The sequence below is a fragment of the Enterococcus villorum genome (genome assembly GCF_007990225.1).
In the GTDB taxonomy this organism is placed as follows: domain Bacteria; phylum Bacillota; class Bacilli; order Lactobacillales; family Enterococcaceae; genus Enterococcus_B; species Enterococcus_B villorum.
This window is the reverse complement of sequence record NZ_BJWF01000002.1, coordinates 27,811-50,246: the sequence shown is the minus strand read 5'-3', so window position 1 is coordinate 50,246 and position 22,436 is coordinate 27,811. Positions and strand designations below refer to the sequence as shown.

23 protein-coding genes are annotated in these 22,436 nt (G+C 32.3%); 1 reads left to right on the top strand and 22 read right to left on the bottom strand.

Going from position 1 to position 22,436, the window contains the following annotated elements; genetic code table 11:
* Positions 1-4: 4 nt before the first annotated feature.
* The 8 genes from EVI01_RS01465 to relB form a co-directional block, all read right to left on the bottom strand.
* Positions 5-1,039, bottom strand: coding sequence for a phage tail tip lysozyme (locus tag EVI01_RS01465; RefSeq protein WP_010752074.1), 1,035 nt, complete (start codon positions 1,037-1,039; stop codon positions 5-7).
* 43 nt (positions 1,040-1,082) lie between these two features.
* Positions 1,083-3,056 carry a hypothetical protein gene (locus tag EVI01_RS01460; RefSeq protein WP_010752075.1) on the bottom strand — a complete coding sequence of 658 codons (1,974 nt, stop codon included), beginning with the start codon at positions 3,054-3,056 and terminating at the stop codon, positions 1,083-1,085.
* 15 nt (positions 3,057-3,071) lie between these two features.
* Positions 3,072-5,576 (bottom strand): ATP-binding protein, encoded by a 2,505-nt coding sequence (locus EVI01_RS01455; protein ID WP_010752076.1) that lies wholly within the window; start codon positions 5,574-5,576, stop codon positions 3,072-3,074.
* Positions 5,577-5,596: 20 nt separating this feature from the next.
* Positions 5,597-5,986: a conjugal transfer protein gene (locus EVI01_RS01450; protein WP_010752077.1), complete on the bottom strand. Its 390-nt coding sequence runs from the start codon at positions 5,984-5,986 to the stop codon at positions 5,597-5,599.
* A 9-nt stretch (positions 5,987-5,995) separates the two neighbouring features.
* Entirely contained in the window at positions 5,996-6,220 is a 225-nt protein-coding gene (locus EVI01_RS01445) for a hypothetical protein (protein ID WP_010752078.1), read from the bottom strand.
* Between the two features lie 3 nt (positions 6,221-6,223).
* Complete coding sequence (locus EVI01_RS01440) at positions 6,224-7,207, bottom strand: conjugal transfer protein (protein WP_010752079.1); 984 nt, start codon at positions 7,205-7,207, stop codon at positions 6,224-6,226.
* Between the two features lie 115 nt (positions 7,208-7,322).
* The gene (locus EVI01_RS01435) at positions 7,323-7,538 is read right to left on the bottom strand and encodes a type II toxin-antitoxin system RelE family toxin (RefSeq protein ID WP_010752080.1); all 216 of its coding nucleotides are present in this window, start codon (positions 7,536-7,538) and stop codon (positions 7,323-7,325) included.
* Between the two features lie 47 nt (positions 7,539-7,585).
* Positions 7,586-7,816, bottom strand: coding sequence for a type II toxin-antitoxin system RelB family antitoxin (gene relB, locus EVI01_RS01430; RefSeq protein WP_010752081.1), 231 nt, complete (start codon positions 7,814-7,816; stop codon positions 7,586-7,588).
* Positions 7,817-8,030: 214 nt separating this feature from the next.
* Here relB and comI point away from each other — a divergent pair, with 214 nt between their 5' ends.
* Positions 8,031-8,177: a competence inhibitor ComI gene (gene comI, locus EVI01_RS01425; protein ID WP_146811492.1), complete on the top strand. Its 147-nt coding sequence runs from the start codon at positions 8,031-8,033 to the stop codon at positions 8,175-8,177.
* 171 nt (positions 8,178-8,348) lie between these two features.
* Here comI and EVI01_RS01420 read toward each other — a convergent pair whose 3' ends face one another.
* From EVI01_RS01420 to EVI01_RS01360, 14 genes are all read right to left on the bottom strand, one after another.
* Positions 8,349-8,669: an LPXTG cell wall anchor domain-containing protein gene (locus tag EVI01_RS01420; RefSeq protein WP_261766381.1), complete on the bottom strand. Its 321-nt coding sequence runs from the start codon at positions 8,667-8,669 to the stop codon at positions 8,349-8,351.
* Positions 8,670-8,691: 22 nt separating this feature from the next.
* Positions 8,692-9,210, bottom strand: a complete 519-nt coding sequence (locus EVI01_RS01415; RefSeq protein ID WP_010752083.1) for an Eco57I restriction-modification methylase domain-containing protein — start codon at positions 9,208-9,210, stop codon at positions 8,692-8,694.
* A 363-nt stretch (positions 9,211-9,573) separates the two neighbouring features.
* On the bottom strand, positions 9,574-9,828 hold the full coding sequence (locus EVI01_RS01410) for a hypothetical protein (RefSeq protein ID WP_010752084.1): 255 nt from the start codon (positions 9,826-9,828) through the stop codon (positions 9,574-9,576).
* 327 nt (positions 9,829-10,155) lie between these two features.
* Positions 10,156-10,317, bottom strand: coding sequence for a hypothetical protein (locus EVI01_RS13580; RefSeq protein WP_002342167.1), 162 nt, complete (start codon positions 10,315-10,317; stop codon positions 10,156-10,158).
* Positions 10,310-10,978, bottom strand: coding sequence for a zeta toxin family protein (locus EVI01_RS01405; protein ID WP_010752085.1), 669 nt, complete (start codon positions 10,976-10,978; stop codon positions 10,310-10,312). The genes EVI01_RS13580 and EVI01_RS01405 overlap by 8 nt, the downstream gene beginning before the upstream one ends.
* A gap of 287 nt (positions 10,979-11,265) precedes the next feature.
* The gene (locus EVI01_RS01400) at positions 11,266-11,460 is read right to left on the bottom strand and encodes a hypothetical protein (protein WP_010752086.1); all 195 of its coding nucleotides are present in this window, start codon (positions 11,458-11,460) and stop codon (positions 11,266-11,268) included.
* A gap of 19 nt (positions 11,461-11,479) precedes the next feature.
* Positions 11,480-12,034, bottom strand: coding sequence for a hypothetical protein (locus EVI01_RS01395; RefSeq protein ID WP_010752087.1), 555 nt, complete (start codon positions 12,032-12,034; stop codon positions 11,480-11,482).
* A 768-nt stretch (positions 12,035-12,802) separates the two neighbouring features.
* Positions 12,803-13,168, bottom strand: a complete 366-nt coding sequence (locus EVI01_RS01390) for a hypothetical protein (protein ID WP_010752088.1) — start codon at positions 13,166-13,168, stop codon at positions 12,803-12,805.
* A gap of 623 nt (positions 13,169-13,791) precedes the next feature.
* Positions 13,792-14,280, bottom strand: coding sequence for a hypothetical protein (locus tag EVI01_RS01385; protein ID WP_010752089.1), 489 nt, complete (start codon positions 14,278-14,280; stop codon positions 13,792-13,794).
* A 511-nt stretch (positions 14,281-14,791) separates the two neighbouring features.
* Positions 14,792-15,547, bottom strand: coding sequence for a restriction endonuclease (locus tag EVI01_RS01380; RefSeq protein WP_010752090.1), 756 nt, complete (start codon positions 15,545-15,547; stop codon positions 14,792-14,794).
* 499 nt (positions 15,548-16,046) lie between these two features.
* Positions 16,047-19,178, bottom strand: coding sequence for an LPXTG cell wall anchor domain-containing protein (locus EVI01_RS01375; protein WP_010752091.1), 3,132 nt, complete (start codon positions 19,176-19,178; stop codon positions 16,047-16,049).
* Between the two features lie 1,121 nt (positions 19,179-20,299).
* Positions 20,300-20,491, bottom strand: a complete 192-nt coding sequence (locus EVI01_RS01370) for a hypothetical protein (protein ID WP_010752092.1) — start codon at positions 20,489-20,491, stop codon at positions 20,300-20,302.
* Positions 20,492-20,582: 91 nt separating this feature from the next.
* The gene (locus tag EVI01_RS01365; RefSeq protein ID WP_010752093.1) at positions 20,583-21,362 is read right to left on the bottom strand and encodes a LytR/AlgR family response regulator transcription factor; all 780 of its coding nucleotides are present in this window, start codon (positions 21,360-21,362) and stop codon (positions 20,583-20,585) included.
* A 13-nt stretch (positions 21,363-21,375) separates the two neighbouring features.
* Positions 21,376-22,338 (bottom strand): sensor histidine kinase, encoded by a 963-nt coding sequence (locus tag EVI01_RS01360; protein ID WP_167321067.1) that lies wholly within the window; start codon positions 22,336-22,338, stop codon positions 21,376-21,378.
* Between the last annotated feature and the right edge of the window lie 98 nt (positions 22,339-22,436).

Genomic DNA, 22,436 nt, shown 5'->3' with positions numbered 1-22,436 from the left:
CCTTTTATTTTTTTCTGACGATACTTGCGACTTTTGTAAATTCTCTTCCCCATTGCCTAGAATATTTCGCACAAATTTGTCCTTGTTCGGCATTTTGTTCATAGGTGATCAACCGTTGTTTACTTTCGACACTCGCCACAATCCCAGTATGTCCATAGACTCCTGGTGAAAGATTTTGCCCAGCGTACCAATTGATCACGTCACCTTCTTTTATCTCTGACGGCTTGGGATCAAAGATCACTTTCCATCCATGCTTATCCCAATCATAATCACTACCAATAGTTTCCGCATATACAAATCCTGAACCCATCATTTGCGGTCCACCTTGATTTTGGACATAATAGGCGGTTAAACCATAACATTGCCCCCCATTGATTATTTGTCCCATCACAGCTTCCAAAATGTCAATTTTACCACCTCCGATATTGGCAGAACCTCCACCAAGCGAACCTTCAAAAAGACGTTTGTACCAGTTGTTGGCACTGTTTTTTCGTTTTAATTGTTCGACAGGATCCTCTTTTGTACCTGCACGTTCCCAATATTTTAAGATATCTACTGCTAAAGCATCCACACTTGTTCCTTCTGACATTTTCTTTAATAGCTCGCTATCTGAACCATCATGATTCCAAGCAAAATCCATCTGAAAAGCAACATTTCGCCAATCTTTCCCTTGTTCTTTTGCCTGATTTAATAAATTCACTCTCCTACTTAAATCCCATTGGGCTAACCCTAACGCATAACCACCAATTTTAGGGTTATACGCCCAAATGTCATGAAATGGTAAATCACCCTGGATACGTGAAGGAATTAAACCACTCTCATGTTCCATATTTCCAATCCAAGCTGCCGCAAATTCTTTTGTTCCACCATGTTCTTGAACAAAGTGGGCAATCTCTAAGGCAACTTGTTCTTGAGGTGTTGACGGTTCAAATTCTGAAGCATCACCATTTTGATTCGCAGAAAAGACCACTAGAAATAATAAGAAAGGCAACAAAATTAGAAAAGGAGCAGCTATAACTACATACGCAATTTTTTTCATTTTTCACCACTTTCTTTAAAAATAAAAAAGAAGACTGACAAAATTACCAGACTTCTCCTTGTTCATCAATTGATCTTTCTTGCCAAGCATCAAAAAAAGTATCTTCTCCTTCTAAATTTTTAATTGTCAGTGCTTCTTGATTCCTTTCATTCATTGGTGGTTCATAATTCACTAGCAACTCCTGATCCTCTTTATGATCAAAATAAGCTTTTTCTTCTTGTTCAAATGTCAATTCGTCAAAATTATCAACAGTCACATTGAGATTGTCCATCATTTCAGGACTATGTGGCTCGTTTGTTTCTTCTTTTTCATTGTTCCCCTCTTCTTCGTTCCTTTCGATAGTAGCTAATGTGTCAGTGTCAACGGCCAATTCTGGTTCTGGGGGAATTTCTTGTTCTAATGCTTCAAAATTCAAATGATCTGTTTCATCTAATGAACGTTCTACTTCTGAATTGTGCGCATCCATTTCGGTGAACACATCTTCCATTGCTTTATCGTTCAATGGTTCTTCACTGATTATTTCCTTATTTTCCAAAGGCTCTATTGTGTCCTTTAATTGATTTTCTTGGAAAGTAGAAGGTGCTACTTCTTCATTTTCTCCTTTTTTAAATAAAGATTGAACACCCTGTTTCACTCCAGCAAATTGACCATTTTCATCCACAAAGTGTTCTCTGCCTAAATTTAAGGCTTTGTCTGGCAAAAGAGTTGTTGCTCCATTTAATGCCATCCCTAAATTTCCGGTATAAGCACCAGCTGCTACTTGCGCAGTACCTACGCCGATTTCACCTATTCTCGTTGCCCCTTCTTTGACTTTTTCATTGACTTGTTTTTCAAAGATTGGCTGTTGGATTTGACCATCTGAGAAAAAGCGCAACAAACGGTAGCGATTTTTCCAGACTGTTTTTATCATAATTATTTTAACAACAATCATAATGATTCTTGTACCCAATAAAACAATTCCGCCTGAAAGTACATTTAATAAACTTTGGTTAACCGTGTCGGCGACGTTTAGAAACACTTGATCGACTAATTGATTCATCCAATACAAAACGGATAAAAACACACTATAAACGACAGGCATAAATAAGATTCCTAATAATCCTTTAAAAAACTTAAACATGACCATTTGGCATTTTGGGAAGAACGAAGCAAAAGCAATGATTGGAAAAATCAGGATTAATAAATTGACTGCCATTTGCATAATGGTCAATAAGATGTTGATATAAAGGGGCGGTATTGCCAAGACGACTAAATTAATCACACCGATCCAAATGGCAAAACTTTTTTCCATTGTTTTTGAACCATCTTGCACAAAATAAGGATTTTCTTTTTCTAAAGTATCAATATATTGCTCTCTTTCTTTTTTAAACTTAGCCTTTTCACTTTCTGACAATCCTGGTACTTGTAATAATTTACTTTCTTCTAATTTTTCTCCATTTGCCATTGTGCCATCTAAAGAGCCACTGTTCACATAGTTAAATGTTTGTTTGACGGTCACATCAAACATGGTACTTTGACTTTCTTTTGAAGTATCATTGCCAGCGATAAATTGTTGTTGAATCGTTTTGGTTACTGCATGAACGGATTGAATAAAAAATGTTGGCACATTATAGGTACCTTGATTGGTCTGAATCTGTCCAAACCATCCGAAAAATAATAAAACAACCACAATATAATGAAGCAAAGCTTTCGAAAAATTACGTTTATTTGAAAAGAAATTTGCTAAGAGATAATAAGCACTAAACATGACTGCTAGACCCATTAACGTACCAGAACCAAAACTCGTGCCACCAAAGTTTTTTAAAATTTTTACAGACATTTCATAAGTTTCAGTTTGTTTACCAATAAAAAAATCCGATTGATTCAGCACGCTTTCACAAAAAAGGAAGAAGGAAACACATAGCTTCAGTATGAAGAAAGGAACACCGACAAAAAACCAGTTTACCGCTTGCCATCCTTTATCAAGCAAGCCACCACCAGTCATGTAAGCATCATAACTATCAATTAAATACTTCATTTTCCTACCTCCTTTCTACAACGCAAAACGATTTTCCATGATCGAAGCCTCTGAATCATCAACCGTTTTAAAAAGCTCTAACCATTCTTCAAACAGGACATGGACAACTACACGATTGACTTGATTGAACATGTCTTTTAAAAGACATTGTCCCTGAACCATATTGGATACCCATTTCATGTTCTGCTCATTATTTGGCAAATTCAAATAGCTTAAAATTCCTTCTCGATTTTGGACTTCATCAAAACAAATCACGGTACCAAAGCCTGTGCCATCTTCTTTATCATCCAAATCATTCACCGATTGCGTGATCAGTACCAAGAAATTATTAAACGAACGTCCAATCCGTTTCATGGATTTTAAAATGGCTTTTCCTTCTGGAGACGATTGGAAAATCCAACTTTCATCAAAAAAAGTGACCGTTTCTTGTTTAGGATTACGTGAACCAAATTTTGAACAAAAAGTACCTAATGCAAACATTAGCGTGACAGATAGACGTTTATTCTCATCCATATGTTCATTTTTATCGGTTGGTAGGTCTAAATCTTCTATTTCTAAAATCGTAACTTTCTTTTCAAAAGAGAGCCCTGGGGTTTCTCCATGAGAAAAAGCAAGTTCTAAAATAGATTCTTTAATGGTTGAAAGTAAAAAACGCCCCATATCCTCTACATCAGGAATGGAACTTTTAGCTAAGCGCTCGATTACGTGCCAGAAACCAACTTTTTTACCAGATTTTCGCTCCTTCACTACTGCAGCAATTGTTTCATTAATTTCTGTTTTTTGCTTCAAATTCCAAATCCCTTCGTAAATATTTGTAAGCATTGCTTTTGCAGTCGCAATCGCTTCGGTTTCATCAAATAAAACAATTGGATCCAATACACCTCTATTTTTCTTGTCCCGAACATCTAAAGTCACAAAATTAAAAGAGCGGACAAAGTCTGTATCTAAAGGATATTTTTTCTGATAGACAGGGTCATTAATTGTTCGCATAAATTGCCGACGCATTTCTTTTTTGGGATCAATATACAATACTCGATCTTTGAGCGTAGCACATTCCATAAATAACTTTTTAGCAGTGACAGATTTCCCATTACCAGTATCGCCAGTCAATGCCCAATGTGGGTTATTGGTTTTCTTACCAATTACATCTTGTTTATTGGCTAGGAACATGTTCATATAAATCAGATTTTTTGAATTTAGCAGGATACTTTGCCGATCTTCTTTTTCTTCCAATGTGGTATCAATTCGACCAAAGTAATAACCTAGGTTGGTCCCTGCTTTTAAGGAAGTAAAGAAATTTAATTCTGCAAAACTTTCTAATGTACAGGTATGTTGCCATCGTTTCTCCTTAAAACGCATAAAATTGCCAAATAGAGTGGATTGAAATAAATAAGGATCATCGAAAGTAGCTTTAATTAATGGAATGCCTAAACTATCAAAACGATTGATTAAATATTTTTTACGAGCTTGCAGTTGTTTCTTCGAACTTCCACAAACAATCAAAACAGCCGTCCAGTCAATGATATCAACGCCATCATCAATTTTTTGATCTAGGTCATCTAATGCTAATTGTCCCTCCACAATCTTTCGTTTTTGTTTTGATCCTGCCAAATGAGCTTCTTGCATAATATTTTTGGTTCGAGTACGTGCACGACTGGAACGCCCAGAAAGCGCCAATTGCCCTTTGCTTTCAGCAAAATTGACTTGTAACTTTACTTCAACAGGAAACGGCATTTTTTGAACGATTTCTAGTAAATGGTTACCATCAAGAAATACGCCAATATCTCCAACTGGCAAATAGGAAACATAGCTTTCTCCGTAGTCACAATTGAAATGTAAGCCCCCTTGAAAATTAGGTTTGATCTTGGTCGCCATCAGATTATCTAAATTTTGACTGGCTAACACCTCTTGTTTTTCGTGAGGAATATTTTTTAAAAACTGATACGCTTGATAGTAATACAGCTCCTCTGCTGTTAAACGCTCCACCAGCAATTCCGATAAATTTTGATAAACTTCCATTTCTTGATCTTGGAATTCTTGGTACCAAGCCTCATTTAATTCAATCGCAAACCCTAAACCAGTAACGATCTTTTCAGTTGCATGGTTGATTGCTTTAGAAATATTTTCTTTGATATCAACGGCAATTTCTTTTTTAACTAAGGGAATACCTATCATCCAAGCATATTCATAGACCATTCCCATTTCATTTTCTAGAGATACTGCAGTTTTCATTAATTTGTCTACCGCTACCGCATAATTTTCAGGATCAACCAATGAGCGCATGGCACCCATTTTCCCTCTGATATCGGCATTAACAGGTAACAAATTAATTTCAAATCCTTCACTATTTTTTAGTCGTTTTAAAACTCGAGCCACTTTTTTCTTGGTTTTTTGTTTCTTTTCCTTATCCGTCAACATTACTGTTTCTGAACGAATCCGATAATAAGCAATCGCTTGTTTTTCTTGTGTTAAAATCATATTTTTATGCGTATATTCTAACAATGGGTATTCTAATTGCATGTCATTTTCCTTTCTATTTGTTATCGTCTAAATGAAAATTCTGTTGTTTCCTGGATTCGCTCAAACCCAATCATTGGGCGTTGATCCATCACATAGTTTTTGAGGTAAAGAAGCATATCTTTTAAATAAACATTGGCTGTTTTACCATCTAATTCCGTTTCTGCATACCAACGAGCTATTTTATTGGGAAAATAAAGCAGGAGCAAAAAATTAAAATTAATATTAAAAAATGTTGGCAAGGGCATTTTTTGCCAAAGAACGCCAAAGATCACTAATCCTAAAATCAGTGTGAGCAGATAAGAAAGACTTAACGGTTGCGCAAATACCCATAGTGTTTTACCTTTTGGCGAGCGAATGATTTGAATGGAATAGGGCGCTTTTAATCCACGTGCATAATCATAATGATTCATTTTCATCCCTCACATCTTAATGCCAAACAAATTAAGGAACCATTTGATCACCGTAAAAATATTGTTTCCTTGATTAGTGGCAAAATCATTCAAAATGAGTGCAATTAAAATAACCGAGCCAATTTTCAACCATTCTGCGCCTCGCCAATGCTTAAAAATCAACACAATCACAGCAAAACTTAACAACGTAATAAATCCTGATTTCATAAAATTATCTAAATTAGAGACATTCATAAATTAATTTCCTTCCTTTTCCGTAAAATAATGTTTTAATGTATTCACAAAATATGAATTTTCTGTTTTTGACAACCATAGAGAAAAATCTTCAGTATGCGCAATTCCAGTGATTTTATCAATAAATACCACCGATACTTGCACCCCTTGTACGTCTTTTTGATTCGTTTTAAAATATTTCACTTCGTTTTTATTGAATTCTAAAAACGCCATATGATCGGTGGTGTCGATTGGTTCTTTCATCAACAACAGCAATTCTTGTTTCTTAGCTGTGGCATACTTTTCAAAAAACAGCTTCAAAAATTTTTCCATTTTGGCTTTTTCATCCGTTGACACTTCTGCTTGTTCGTCGACTGGTTCTAGGGCTTTTGTTTTCCCTTGGGGTAAAGTAGTCGCTAGAAAATAAGGCCGACTAACAATAGAGAAAAGTTGATCTTTTGCTTGAATCGGTAACACCATTTCTTTGCTTATCGTTTCTACTTTGTCCTTTTGTTTCACTTCATAAGTCGTATAGACATAAACCAAGAGGCACTCCTCTTCTTCTATTACTTTAGTGACTGAAGCTTCTTTAAACTGGCGCACAATCTCCAACTGTTGATTGGTTGATTCGTCCACCGCCTCCACATCTATGGATAGATAGTTAGATAATCGTTCCAAACGCTCATTCTTTTTGTTTTCGTCTGCTGTAGTATCCATATTCAAATACTCTTTTGCAAAACTGGTAGCGTAAAAAGAAAGTGCCACAATATCATAAGTGCTTTCTGTTTCCAAAGGTTCGTCGGACGATTCAGATAAATTGCGTACTTGACTATCTAATTGATCAAAGTTACTAGCCACCATGTTTGCTCGAATAACACCTACTGCTGAAGCAACACTAAGCAAACAGATTCCTGTAAAAACAATTTTGTTGGCTTTTTTCTGAGAAAGTTTTCTTATTTGTGGTCGTTTTACTCTTTTCTCCTTTTTCTTGATCTTTTTTAAATTCATGGTTCCTCCTAGCAATTTTCTATATTTTATTCATAAAAAAAATCTAGTTAAATCTCTCAATTCAAGAGTTTTAACTAGATTTCATTTATTATTTTTTGTAAAAAGAAATAGTCTCTTAATCATAGATATTTCTTCGGTGTCCCACTTGAATAGCAATGACAACCATTTGATCATCATCTATTTCTACCAACACTCTATATTTGCCAATCCGATAACGCCATTGCCCTGAACGATTGGCTGTTAACCCTTTCCCGAATTTTCTTGGGTCATCAACACCATCAATATGTTGATACAACCATCGAACGATCAATGTAGCTTGATATTTGTCCATTTTACGAAGTTATTTCTGAATTTCAGGCGTGAATTCTAAACGATAGGTCACTTTAGTCCTCCAAATTCATTCAGTATTTCTTCCATGGGTACAGTTGGCTTCCCACTTTCTATCCAATGTTTATGGGTAATTTCAGCTGTTTGCCGATCATATTCATCTTCTAATTGTTCCATTGAATAGGTTTTCAGTAGTTCAGATAAGGTAATTCCATAAAATTCCGCCATATAAGAAAGCCATTCTTTTTCAGCATCACTCACACTTACCGTAATCATAGCCATGTTATCGCCTCCATTTGTATCACACTGTAATACGGATTAATCAAAGTGTCAATTCTTGTTTCACTTATTTTTGGCTATTTTAACATTTCTAGGCAAAAAAATAGACTTAGTTATTCTTGAATTTTCAAGGGAATAACTAAGTCCATATGCTATAATAGTTGAGACAGTAAAGTTTAATGGCGGTGGCTATCCATTCGAGAGTGAGGTGGTGCGTATGCACATAATCTCAAACTTTAAAGAAAGGAGACGCCTTTTGTCTGTTGAAACAGCGTTAGGGCTAATGATTAGTTTCGGTTCGTTTACCGCAACTTTGATCTTTGGCATTCTAACCTTAGTCAACAAAAATGACAAAAAGAAGTAACCGTCACTTTAGCAGGCGATAGGTTTACTTCTTTTTGATTTAAAATTATCTACTGTCACCGTTCTTTAAACGGTGCTGTCAAAAGGGAACTGTTGACGCAGTTCCTTTTTTCATTTTCATTATAGCACAGCTTTCTTCGTTCTTTCAATCTTTTAAGCGGGTTGCCCTTACTTAACGTTTTTTAGACTGAGCGAACCAAACAAATCCTACAAAAGCAATGAATAAGAAACCTACAAGTACGACGAGAGTATTTTGTGCACTTCCTGTTTTGGGCAATTCTTGTGAGACTGTTTTTGGTATCTCTTTCTTCTCCAATTGTTTTTCTTCTGATTTTTTTGGTTGTTCTGGTTGCTTTGGTGTTTTAAAAGTAACGGTCTGGTCTTTATTCGTCAAATCGTCTTCACGTCCTACTTCATTTTCTTGTGCTTCTTCATAATATAAGACATGCGTGGCTGTTAGTTGTTCGCCATCTTTTAACGTATCTGCTGTCAAATCATCAATGATTACAACCTCTTTATTTTCTGTTGCTTCTTTTAAATATGGAGACCGAATTATATTTGTGACAAAAATCACTTTTATTTTTTAGTATTTTAATCATCTTTTCATCCATATTGTGTCTAGAAACGTAGGGCGGATTACTAATCACATAGTCATAAGTACTAAAATTTTCTTTCATTTTTATTATGTCCAGGGCATCAAGTTGTCTTATATTCCAATTTATCTTTTTACTAATATATTTTTTTGAAAGCTCATCTAATTTTTCAATACATTTTTTTATAGCATCTTTTCGGATGTCAAATGCTGCTATATTTTTTTCTAAAAATTCAATCTTTTCATCTTCAGACTTATCTTTATTCTTTTGGAAAAAATTTTTTATCACTAAAGACAATATATGCCCTTCACCTACTGCTGGTTCAATTAAAGAAAATTCTTCTGTATAATTTATTTTAAGTAATTTAACAAGTTTGTCAGCCAGTTTCGTATCTGTATAAAAAATCCCATTTTCCTTTATAAACTTGTTTTCTTCATTCACAATATTTACTCCTTCATATAGCAAATAATAAAAAATATTATGCTACGTAATAATTCTAAAAAAATCTCAAATTAATTTTTTTGATAGTAAAAATTAATTATTTTAACCAGCTTATGCTTAATATTTTAGCATAAGTTTACTAACTAAAAAGAGAATAAAATAAAAAAATCACAGCTAATTTACATTTGTGATTTAAAAGTTTAATCGTTATTTATTTAAGAGTACTATTTTTTACTTCTATTTCATAGTTTCTTTTTTTTAGTTTACATAATGCAATTATACTAAGAACCTCACACAAATAAGTATAAAAATGAAAAGAAAACTACTCAATCACTAGTAGCTCTCTCATCACTAATATAGAGTTCAATGTTGCCGATAAGATATTTGTTTTCTAGATGTTTCTATTTCTTGACACTTTAACCTAGAAATTTCATACCTCATCCTGAGCGTCTTCCTGTTTATATCGTGTACCTTAGTAATAAGCGAGTTTAGAGCAGAGAAATCTTTATTTTCTTTAGGCAATTTATTTTCAGTATCTATACAATCCTGCAAGAAATCACGCTCTGCTTGTAGGGCAGCTAGTTCTACTTCTAATTCAGTAATTTGTTGACTATCCAATACCAATTACTCCTTCCTTTTATTTGATGATTAAATTATAAATAAAAATAAAACAGCAGATTGACTCTTTTTTTCTCAAAAAAAAATTAGTTGGAATATCTTTATTTTATTAAGCCAAAACTAAAAAAGAACGTATATTCTCTCAACGTTCTACAATATCTTTACTATATCTACAAATTTTTTAACAAAATATTTTATCTTCAAATTTCTACATATTTCTTCTTAACTATTGTAGTTATCGCTTTTTTCAATTAAACCTGAATAAAAATATACATATAAAAAATCACAACTAAACTAATTCTTAGCTGTGATTTAAGATCTTAATAGTTATTTATCTAACCCTGTTAATTTTCGTTGTTTTCTATTTGACTCATTTGCTACATACTGTAGAACGGTCATAAATTCTTTTCTAGTTGCTTTTTTGTTTAGATCACCATAGCTACGGTTATATTTTTTCATAATCGCTTCCGCTTTTTGTTTATCAGTCATGTAATTTCTCCTCCAATTCTGCTTTAGTAAATGATTCTGGCAAAATAAGATCTATATCTGAAATATCTGGTACTACTGTGGCTATTTCATTATTATAATCTTTTAAAATCACATGTACAGAAATAGATTCCCCATATTGTTTTATTACTTCACGAACATTCTCCCGAGACTTAAAATAAGCATTGATAAAACGATCTTTTGGTACAAATCGTCCCTCTACTTTTTCTCGTATTTTTGTGTAATTCCAAGCAATAAGTGGATCTTGAAAGATAAAATAGATTGTCACATCATAATCTCGGGAAAGACATCTCTCAATATTTTGTTTTGCTCGACCAATTGCGAATGTTCCATCTAATAAAAATGAATAGCCGTTTTTCAATACCATATCTAAAGAATAATCCACTAACCAAGATGCCCCTCTTTGAAAATCAGAAGAATTACGACCAGTATACCCTGGAAACTTTGCTCGGAAAACATCAGCATCTATTCTACAGATATCTTCTGATAATTCCAGTAGACTAGTCGCTACCTCTGTTTTACCAGCGCCAGGTGTACCTGCCATAAATATAGCTTCCTTTTGATCTGGTCGAACAATTTTATCTTGAATCACTTCTTGAAAAAATTCCTTTTTATGATCTTTGGCATAGGCTTTATCATCCAATACTACTTCCTCCAATAATTTTCTCGAAATAGTTTTTTAACCGTCTAAATTTTCCAATAGGATACTAATTAATATCGTAAACTTATTTCTTTATTATACAACAATTTAGACTATAAAGTTACAGTAATAAAAATAGTTAAATAAAAAAGTCATACCCATTTTCTGAATATGACTAAACATTCATTTATTCGAACTCCTTGTTTCCTAATCCTTGAAAATACTCTTATTCTGTGATACATATGCCTTTCATAGGTAAAGTAACTTCGATCATTGCATCCAATAAAAAACTATTTTTTATTTTTCCTTTTAATAATCATTATCTGACTGATGACTAAAACTAACGTTACCCAAAATCCTCCACCTATAAAATCTTTATTGACCAGATACTCGATTGTAATACCGATTAAACTAGCTACTACAGCTACAATAAGAATACTAGCATAGGGATGACTTTTTGTATATTGTATCCAATTTTTACACAAGAAAATTCACTCCTCCATATTATTCTGTTTTATACTGTGTTGCTACGACTCTTCCTGCGCCATCGTAACCCGTTCTTTTATAAAAACCGATCCAACCATTTTTATTTTTATCCCATTTTTTAGCTACTGCTGAACCTGGCGCTGAACCTAAATTTGTCCAACTTGCACCTGTTAATAGTCCTCCTATTGCCCAACCCGGAATGCCAAACATTGCCACTGACGCCCCTGCTCCTGCATAAAAAGTAGCATTAATTGCATTTGCTGCCACTCCTGTACTTACAGCAATATTTGTATATTGCCATGTCCCCCAGTGTGATACATTTGCTCGGACATTCGTTTCCATTTTAGTTACAAGGATTTCCCCCGATGAATTTTGCTGAACAGCTATATCTCCTTCTGAGTAAAGAGTGATAGGCTCATTATTAAATTGAAAATCATTCTTATTTTCTTCTAACTCATTTTTACTTTGCTCTGTTGCCCAAATAATCGTACTACTTGGTACTACTATAGACGAAACAAAAGTTACTGCTACTATACTAATCCATACCTTCAATCTCTGACATTTCTTTTTCATTATGTATCCTCCAAAATTTATATTTGTCTTATAAAGACAATGTCACTATAAATTAATAACAAGGATATTGTTTAAATCTATCACAAAAAACGTTTTTGAATTCATAATCGTTACTGATTTTCGACCTTCTTTAAGCGGTGTCCAAGTGCTAACTCCTTGAAATAAGCCATAAATTTCTAAAACATGAAAAGCTGTTTGAGAAATTTATGGCTTATTGTCATCAGAGCTATCCAGCACTCTCACGATCTCTCATTAAACGGTGTTCAAACGATTGCTTCTGCGGAATTAAGTTCAAAAAATACAAAAATATGGAAAGCTATTTTCGATTTTTCGCTCTTAATTCTTGAAGCAGACTATCACTTTCACAACCTCTCATATACGCATACTAAACGTATTTGGCAAACAAATCCACTAAAAAAATCCAAGAAGTCGATTCTTGGATCACTTTTTCTTTTGTAACGCTGGTGACTTGGTTATAAATTTCAAGCGTGGTTTTATAACTTTTTCCAAATTCTAAAATATCATAAGTTACTGCTAGCCAAATATGTTTATAATCATAAAAATTACATGCATATGACTGCGCCCAAATGAGCAAATTTACTTTATATTTATTAGCAGTTTTTACTACATAACTATCAATTTTTCGTTGAAACTTGCTTCCTCTTTTTGATCAAGTTGATAATTGTAGTTTAATATTCTATGTTGATCAATAATAAATTCATAAAGTTGTTCTATATAATTTTCCATAAAGGGATACTTTTTTATCAATTATGAGTAACATTTATATGAGTATTTTCTAAAATTATCAAGTGAATTAGTCAGTAAAAAAGTATCAATATTGTTTAATAATTTAGGGATTTGCTGGTTCATCTTTTTATTATATTGAGTATAGACTTCAATAAGCCATCCTTGGACACTAGATGAATATTTTTCTATTTGTCTTTGATACTTTGCTACCTTCTCATCATTTTCAATTTGTAAAAATTGAGTCTCATCTATATTGATATAGGTATTAAAATAGTCAAAAACATAATTTATACAATCTTGAAGATTAGTTTCCTTCCTACTTAAATCCAGTAAATTTTTCTTGTCATCCATCAGCCTTTGTTCAATAAATTTGTCTAATGTAATCATAAGATCCCAATTCTAAATAAAATTTTTAAGAAAAAGCTTTATTTAACAGTAATAAATTCTGAAATAATTTTTCGAGTAAATAAATCCTTTTTTAAACAACATGTGTAACACTAAATAAATTCCTTATTATTGATTTTTGTCCATTAACTATCTAACTAAATTATTGTTGCAAAATAGAGTCCACTGTACAACAAAATGGCAATCATATTATAAAAAAGGCAATTACAATCCTTTTAAGTTTGATATAATCTTGGTTGTCGTAATCTAAAGTTTAATCCAATTCTATCTGAAGTACCTCCTTAGTTGCTGAAACCATTAGCTATTTCATCCCGAATTTTATGTTGTATGCATGTTTCAAATCTAATTCTTTTAACGATTCTTTTCTTTTTGTTTATCCATTTAAAAAACTTTTCTGTATCGCTTGATATAATCTCTGAAGGTTTACACATTTTTTTGTAGACTACCTACCAATAGCTGTCTCTCGTTTAACGACTGAAAGTTTCTCTAATTTTTCTGTATTATTTGTAGCAATACTTGCTAGTTTTTCTGTAAGGCTAGGTTTCACTGACAGATCTCTTTTATTTCTTCTGTTATCAGAATAATGAATTAGTTTATTGTACTCATCAATATACTCTTTTGCTAACGAGGGGCTTAAATTCCCTTTCTCTACAAATAACTCTATTCAAACAAGAGAGTCCTAAACTATACATTGTTACTTTAAAATTGGAAAATCTAAATTCAATTACCTGGTCTGTAATCTTATTTTTCCAAACCTGCCAAATATAGTAGCAACAATGTATAAATCCTAGTGTAAAGACGTTTAAAGTTAATACAACAGTACTCATTAATGAAATCATGCCATAGGCTAATTGATATATTTTCCCATTTTCCAACCTAGAGACACTTTGTAGTGGAAAATCCATCTTCCAAGTAATTCGAATTACTTTTACAAGAATTACTGAAAAAATAATTAAAAGAATAAATAATATGACACGAGCTACCCTAATTTGAACTGGTTCTAAATTTATTTTAAATTTCTTAATCACGGCTACTAAATTAATTAGACTAAAGCTACTAGAAAAAAATAAACTTAACCAAAGCTGACTATTCATCCTATCATCTCCATTAAAATTTGTATCACTGTCATTTTATAAGAGAATGTACACTTTTTTTACTGTGTTTCCACTTAATTTTAAATATATCAATCGTTATTATTTTAAATTATTTCGTTGTTTTGATTTCACATTAAATCATTCTGAAAAATCGAGGTTAAACGGGTCCACATTGTATTTTGATTGTAAGATAGCTTCTTCTTCGTCTTGCGTATCTAAATGGTGAAAAAGAACTTCGGAGCAAACATTGGAGTCAGCATTCTTATGGCAAATGTTTAAACACTTCTTTAAGCATCAAGAAAGATTTAAGGATTTTAACAAAGTAGTAGATTACTTTATCAGGAATAAAGTAACACTACGAAAAATAATCTTCCAGTATTTGGTAGTCAATGTCAGGCACTTATCGAGAAAGCATTCAACTTTTTTAAAGATTATTACTCCAGAAATGAATACGAAATCCTGCGATACTTGTTATAAAATTTGATAATTCAATATATTATTTTCAATTTCATTACTTTTTAATATTTTCTGTGTGGCCACAATAAAGTGAACAAGCATTAAAATACTTTTTAGTTGTTCCATTTTTCCTAGGTGTTATAATTCCTTCATTACATTTAGGACATATTTTTATATTTTTAGGTAAGGAGTTTAATAATTGATGTTTTAGCATTGTTTCTGGGATCAATTGATTTAACAATTTTAAGAGTTCATACCTGCCATACCACTCGATTTTATATGCTTTTTCATTTTCTGCTATTTGTTTATAAGCATAATTATTAAAAAAAGACGAAGTAATAAACATTTTTTTAGTCCAGTTTTTATCAGATATTCCTGCAAAATTTTTTACATCATTATCAGTGATCAATCGCTCATCACTTGCACTATTTAAGCGTTTTGATTTTGCTTGGACAGCTATACGTTCATTTTCTGTGGTTAAAATCAGATCTACCCCACCATCACCAGTATAGACACGATTGTCTTTCTTATAACTTTTCTTGGTAATTTCGACTTCATATCCAGCTAATTTAAACATCGCAGCTAAAAATTTTTCAAAATGATCCCCTTGTCTCACTCTGTCTCGAATATTACTTCCAAAATCTCTATCCATATCACTTAAAAAATCTATAACAATTTTTTCATCGGTATTTAGCCCAAACGATACTCTTTCCAATCCCATTTTTACTTCAGGAATAATTTCTTGAATCTCTGTTTCATTTTTCGTATGATTCGTTTTACCATTTAACTTCTGTAAAAATTTAAGAACCAATTTATTTTCTCCTTTCATAAAGTTATATATCATTTTTTATTGTAAATTAATAACAAGAGTATTAATTTGATTGCCTATAAAAAAATGTTTGTTTTATGAAAAAAGATTGACTTCAGAAATACTAAAATAAAAAAGTCATACCCATTTTCTAGATATGACTGAAACATTCAATTCATTCAATTATTCGTCTATTCGAATCCTTTGAATGATATTGTCAATCATTTCAGAACTATGTCATTCTTCTATTTTCCTCTTTTCAGGACTTTTTGAGAATAAAAAAATAATCAGAAAATAAATTGTCTTAATCGAATTAACATTGTTCCTTTATATCAATTGACTTTATTCTAGAAAAAGGAAAACCGTACAAGCAACTATTACCTTAGGATCAAAGGTTGCTTGTACGGTTTATGCTACTCTTTCAATAAATAGTAATAACAACCACTAAACTGGCTAGATATCACACCTGTTATCAATTAGCAAATACTATACACTGGAAATATTAATCATTTTCCTTTCTTCTTTTTTTTATTCCAAACAAACTAACTCCACTAAGACCAGTTAATAAAGTGCCTATAATCGACATTTCTAAATGTGCTTGCGCACCAGTTTTTGGTAATTCATTTCCCCCGCTAATTAAATTGGTACTGTTGTGATTATTCATTTTTTCATTTTTAGAAGAGTCATTTGTTGGCGTATTTCCTGTTACTATTTGTAAGTTATTAGTATTATTTAAGTCTTTTTCTTTATTCTTAGGAGACATTTGACTTAACTCTCTTTTTACTACTTGTCCATCCGCTTTACTTGATTGATTCTTTTTACGAGAGCTACTCAATTTCTCCAACTCTGGATTATCAGCTCTTTTAACTTTTGAAACAATCACACTCACAGGTTCGGATGGCACTTTCCCTTCTTCTTGTACCACCACATTGACTGGAATATCCTCTTCCCCACGCTCAACTGGAAAACTAAAACGACCTTCGGGATCCGTCGTGCCACTGAGTTCTTCCCCTTCTGGTGTGGTCACCACAACTTTGGTTCCTTCGGGGACATTAGAGACTTTGCCTTCTAATTTTCCTTTCGTTGGATCATTTGGATCGGAGACAAATTCCACTTTTGTTGGTGTGGCACTGGGTTCTTGTTTTGGTACCTGTGTTGTGACTGAATCGGATGGTACTTTTCCTTCTTCTTTTATCACCACCTGAACTGGAATATCTTCTTCTTTGCGTTCAACTGGGATACTAAAGTGACCTTCTGGATCGGTTTCTCCATGGAGTTCTTCCCCTTCTGGTGTAGTTGCCACGACTTGGGTTCCTTCGGAGATATTAGAGACTTTGCCTTCTAGTCTGCCTTTCGTTGGGTCGGTTGGATCTGCTATAAACACCACTTCTGTTGGCGTGGCGCTGTGTTCCTGCTTGGGCACCTGTGTTTCAACTGGGTCAGATGAAGCTTTGTCTTTTTCATTTACTACCACACTTACCAGCTCATCTTCTTCTTTGCGCTCAACTGGGATACTGAAATGGCCATCAGGATCGGTTTCTCCGTTGATTTCTTCACCAGTCGGCGTGATTACCATGACTTGGGTTCCTGTCGGTACATTCGGAACATTCCCTTCTAATTTTCCTTTGGTTGGTACACTTGGATCCGCTTCAAAAGTCACCTCCGATGGTTTTTGACTGCGTTCTAATTCAATTACTGAAGTTGCAACATTAGAAAATAAAATTTTCTTTCCATCAGATGTTCCGTTAGAAAGTCTAAGTTCTGCAGTAATTGGTACTTTATACTGAGCATCTTTTGAATTGTAATATTCTTCCTTTGCTTCTTTTTTATTGTTGATATTTGAAGAGACATCTACTTGAATATTTAAATCATATTTATCATTACTTGTATCTTTCGGTGTAACCGTAGCAATTGATTTTTCTCTATCATAATCAATTAAGAATTTATCAGAAATATCTTTTTCTGCATTATCTTTAATCTTTAGGGTTTTAAATCGAAAAGCATCTGGAAGTTTAATATCCAAAGAATATTGTTGTTTATCGCCAGTCTTATCATCTCTATAGGGAATATTGACATACACTTTATATTCTAGTTGATCATCTTTTATATTTGCATCTTCTTCATCTCCAACCACAATTGGAGATGTAAAATCAATAGGAAGCAATGATTTAGAAACATTAAAGCTCGCTGAACTTTTAATGTTTATATGATATTTCCATGTATGCGACTTCTTAAATAAGACTTGGACTTGTCCTCTTTCTGCTCCTACTGCTTGATAATCATGAGTGGGTGTTATATCATCAGATATCCCTATCAGATATAAATTGTTCTCATGCTCTTTTGTTTTTATCAGAGAACTTTGCGGTACGATAATTTTTTCAATCATGTTTTTCTCATATATATAATATTCCGTCCAATCTAAATCAGTGATAGTATTGTATCCTGACATTTCAATTGGCAAACCAGTTTTTCCGTTAAAAAATTCCATAGTTACATTTAACGCAAGGTTTTCCCCACCTACCGAAATCAATTCATTAGGGTCATCAAAAATATTTATTATTGTTTCATCCTGCTCGTTTAAATCTGGTATTTTCTCCACGCCATTAAATTCTTCTTTCTGAAATGTAATCAGAATATCAATAGGATCACTGTTTTCCAAATATCCCACATTTCGAACATTCACATAATGTTTAGCAAAATTATTGTTAATGTCAATTGTATTTACATCATTTCCATCAATCTGAACAGTCGTCTTTCCTTCGATGAACTTTGGGTAAAATGCATATTCTGCGGGAATTGCACTTTGTTGGTCAGGCTCCCCTTTGACTACAACCAATCCAGAATTGTTATCTTTAATAGATGGAAATTCATTATTATCAAGTTTATATTTAATAGGACATTCTAATTGCTGAAACTTTACTTCTTTGCTATCTGTAGTATTACTTATGGTATCATCGGCTCTTTTTACTCTCGACAATTTGTTATCATTTTTATCATCAATGATTGAACGCTTCTTCGAAAAGTTTAATTGTTGATTCGATTTTGTCTCTTCTGCATTTATTTGTTCCGTTACCAAGTTTGCATCTTCTTTACTTAAATTGTCTTGAGAACTGCTATTTTTAGCATTCTGTGCGTCAATTTTTGTTGGCTCTCCATCATGAACTGGGCTTACTGGTTCTGGAGTAACAACTTCTATGGGGACTGTATTCTGAGATAGTTCCAATTCTTTCTCAGCTCCATCTACTACATCAGGTTGGGGCTTATTCGTAGATACTACTGGCTCTGAAGAGTGTTCTGTCTCAATATTTACTTCTTGAGGAGTCTTTGGGTCGCTTTCTGTTCCTTCAGAAACTTTAGAAGAGTTTTCTTCAGGTAATAATATTCCATCCGAAGTCTCTATTTTCGATTCTCCTTCTTTCTTATATGAGCTTTCATTCTCGATAGGAGCTTGTTTTTCGTAAGTTTGTGTCTCTTCTGCTGAAGCCGATGGCGCTTCAATCACGAGAATTCCACCTAACCCTAAAAATAAAATTGGAGCAATTACCCACCTTTTCTTTGACTTATACATTTTAAATCGCTTTTTTATATCTTGTTTTTCAAATTCAGTGATACTCTTTTGCTTTTTATATTTCACAGTCCCGATTCCCCTTATCTAAATTTTTTTGTTTATTGATTTTCATCAAATATATTTATGGTTTTTAAAGATGGATGCCTAACATATACTTGAAAAAATAAATCTCACTATTACGTATTTTTTAAAATACAACGATGAAAGTACCTGATCTAACGAAAATCTGCTTTATTCTGTTGTCCTTTATCTACTTACTGAAAATTTTCCTCCAAACGATTATTATGACTACCAACACATTAACTGTTTACGCTATTCGCTAGTTCTAGATGGCAAATTTATTACTGAAATTACTCTAATCCTTTTAGATTTAACGGAAAATTGATGCTTTCATTTTAACTCTGCCTCAATGATCTTAAGTCTTTTATATTGATAAAACAGACTCATTTATTGATACAGAACCAATTTAATCACTTCGTTCACTCCCTCAATCCTTCTTTTTTGACAATCAAACTTCTTCCGTTGTATAAATACTAAAACAAACGGCATGACTCTAAAAAAAAAGATCTCAAAGTACAGCAAAAGATATCATGAGCGGGTCGTTTCAATGGGAACTTTCTACTTTTTTATATAGAATAGCCTTTGGATTCGCCTATCAATAAAATGTAAGCTTATGGTATGTAGGTACACGAATTATAGAATCGAAATAGACATCTTTGTCTAAAACAAACGATCTTTTTTCATTTTTTGAACCCTTTTTCTGAATTTTTTAATCAAAAAAAAGACATAAATTCTATGCCTCTTTTACTTTAGTATGAATTTTTTTAATTTATTGGTATAGATAATTTTTTCAAATTTTATTTACTAGTACTTATTTATTTTTCTACTAAAATTTTCTTTCAACCTTCAGTAAATGTTTTATTCTACACTTCTTTATAGGCTTTATTTATTATTATAAATCTTGTAGATTTCTGTTTGATAATTATCTTGAAAAAGCTACTTTTTCCATTGTTAGATCAATTTTTAAAACGCTTTTCACTTTGAGTTAATCTCTTCTTTGATTTGATTTCAATTGTTATCAGCAAATTATTCAGATTTCAAAAATCAAGAGAAACTTTCACTCTCTTAATCCTTATAACGAAAAAATTAGAAACTAAAAAACGATAGATATTTTTTATAAAAGTTGGTCACTTCTTTTTTTCTTGCAGTTGATTTAAATTATTAAAATCTTCTATGTCCTTTTCACGATCTATATTTCTACTTTCTATTTTTGCAATTATTTCTCTGACTTGTAGAAATACAGATTGATCCTTACTCCAATCGTCTTTGTTTGTCAACATGATCAAATTCCTTCTCAATTCTCTTTTACTTTTATCCATTCTATCGTCTCCCTCTTTTTTCTATTTGAATCAGCATTTATTCCTGAATGTTTGTATTGTATAAAATCATTCCCCCAAACAATATTGTCCATTATAAATTGTAAGAGAAAATGCTCTCACTTTGACTCCCAGTTATTGATAAATTCCTTAATATTTTCGAACGTCCTACTGAAAATTTTCTTGATAAATCTTTTTTGAATACGATTAAGCGTTTTGAGAAGTTTATTTCTGTCGCATTCATTAAATTGACTAAACAACTTCGGCTTGCACGAAACAATAATGGATATTTTTCTTCAAGTTCATTTAAGCGACTATAAAATTCATATTGACCGTGCTTTGTATATAAAACGACTCTATGTGGAATAATAGACGGTTCGATAAACTGAACTTCATCCATATCAATATTATATGTTTGTGTTCCAACAGAAAAAGTAAATATAGCTTTACGAGCTGACTTCACAGAATCTATTCTTTCCTGTCCAAGACTTAACATGTCCATTATCTTCGATCGAAATAAATCAAATTCTAGATCTTTTGAAACAAATCCAAGTGGTTCGACTCTTCTTTTCAACGTTAATGGAGCCAATTCATCATGTGTGGTGATAAAAATGATTTTAGCCTGTGCATCATGTTTTCTAATTATTTCAGCAAGTTGAATCCCGTCAATAGAGTGATTCAGGTCAATATCTAAAAAGTAAATACCATTTTGCGGTTGAAATTCTATCAGATAGTCTTTCACTTCCTGAGGACATTGAGTCTTTAACACAATTTTTAAAAGTTCACTATGAAAAAGGATATAATTTCGTATAATATTTTCCAATTGCTGTAGTTGTACTAAATTGTCTTCACATAAAATAATTGGATAGCCCATATTACTCCACTCCTTAACATAACAATACAATTTGAACAGTAAATTGCTCTTTTGTCTTTTCATACTGCACATAAACATTTGAATATTTCTTTTTTATATCTTCTATATTAGAAAGACCAAGACCTGAGTGTCCTTTTTTTGTTGAATAACCGGCCTTTAAAAGCTTTGGAATTCCTTCTTTTGTCTCTATGGCCGAATTTTGTATAATAAATTCTATTTGATTCCTATCTTTTATAATAGATACATTAATGAAAGGATTATTTGTTTGAATGGCAGCCTCTATTGCATTATCTAAACATACTCCTAGAATCCTTACCAAATCAAAAACTTGTATAGGAACAACATCTACCGGAACTTTGCATTCTATTTGAAACATAATATCTGATTCTTTCATGAAATACACTTTGCTGATGAAAAGAATTTCCAAGTATATGTCTTTGATATTTTCTATGTCATTGTAATTCCAATCTATGGAAGTAAAATAACATTCAGAATATTTTTCAAGAATCATAATTCTCTTTTCAAAAACTTTGGGATCACTTTCAGTAGCAAGTTGCTTTAAACTTAATAAGAGATTCTTATAATCATGCTTAAATTTTCGTAACTCAAGTTGGTTTGCTTCTAGTTGAACAGCATAAACTTTAAAATCTAAAAGCTGTTTTTCTAAAATTTTATTCTCATACTCATGCTTTTTCTTCTTTATTTCCTTCACCAAAAAAATGGCTAAAAATATAATTTGCATAATCAAGAAAAGCGCTATATTAAAAATAAAGTTTTCATACGCCTTAAAGTACTCTGCAACATATAAGAATAGTTGAATTGTAAGATAGTAAAAACTTAATAGGAGCGTAGAAGATAATGAACTGTATTGATATAGAAAATATTTTAAGTTTATTAATTTTGATATACGCCTTAATATTAAGATGACTGTTAGTTCTAATAAAATTTCAAGTAGTATATACATCGGATCTTTCAATTCACCCAGAAAATAATTATTCAAAACGCCTACAGATATTAACAGAGAGACTACGTATGGAACAGTTGCACTAATTAGTAATGCATTTAATAATGTAA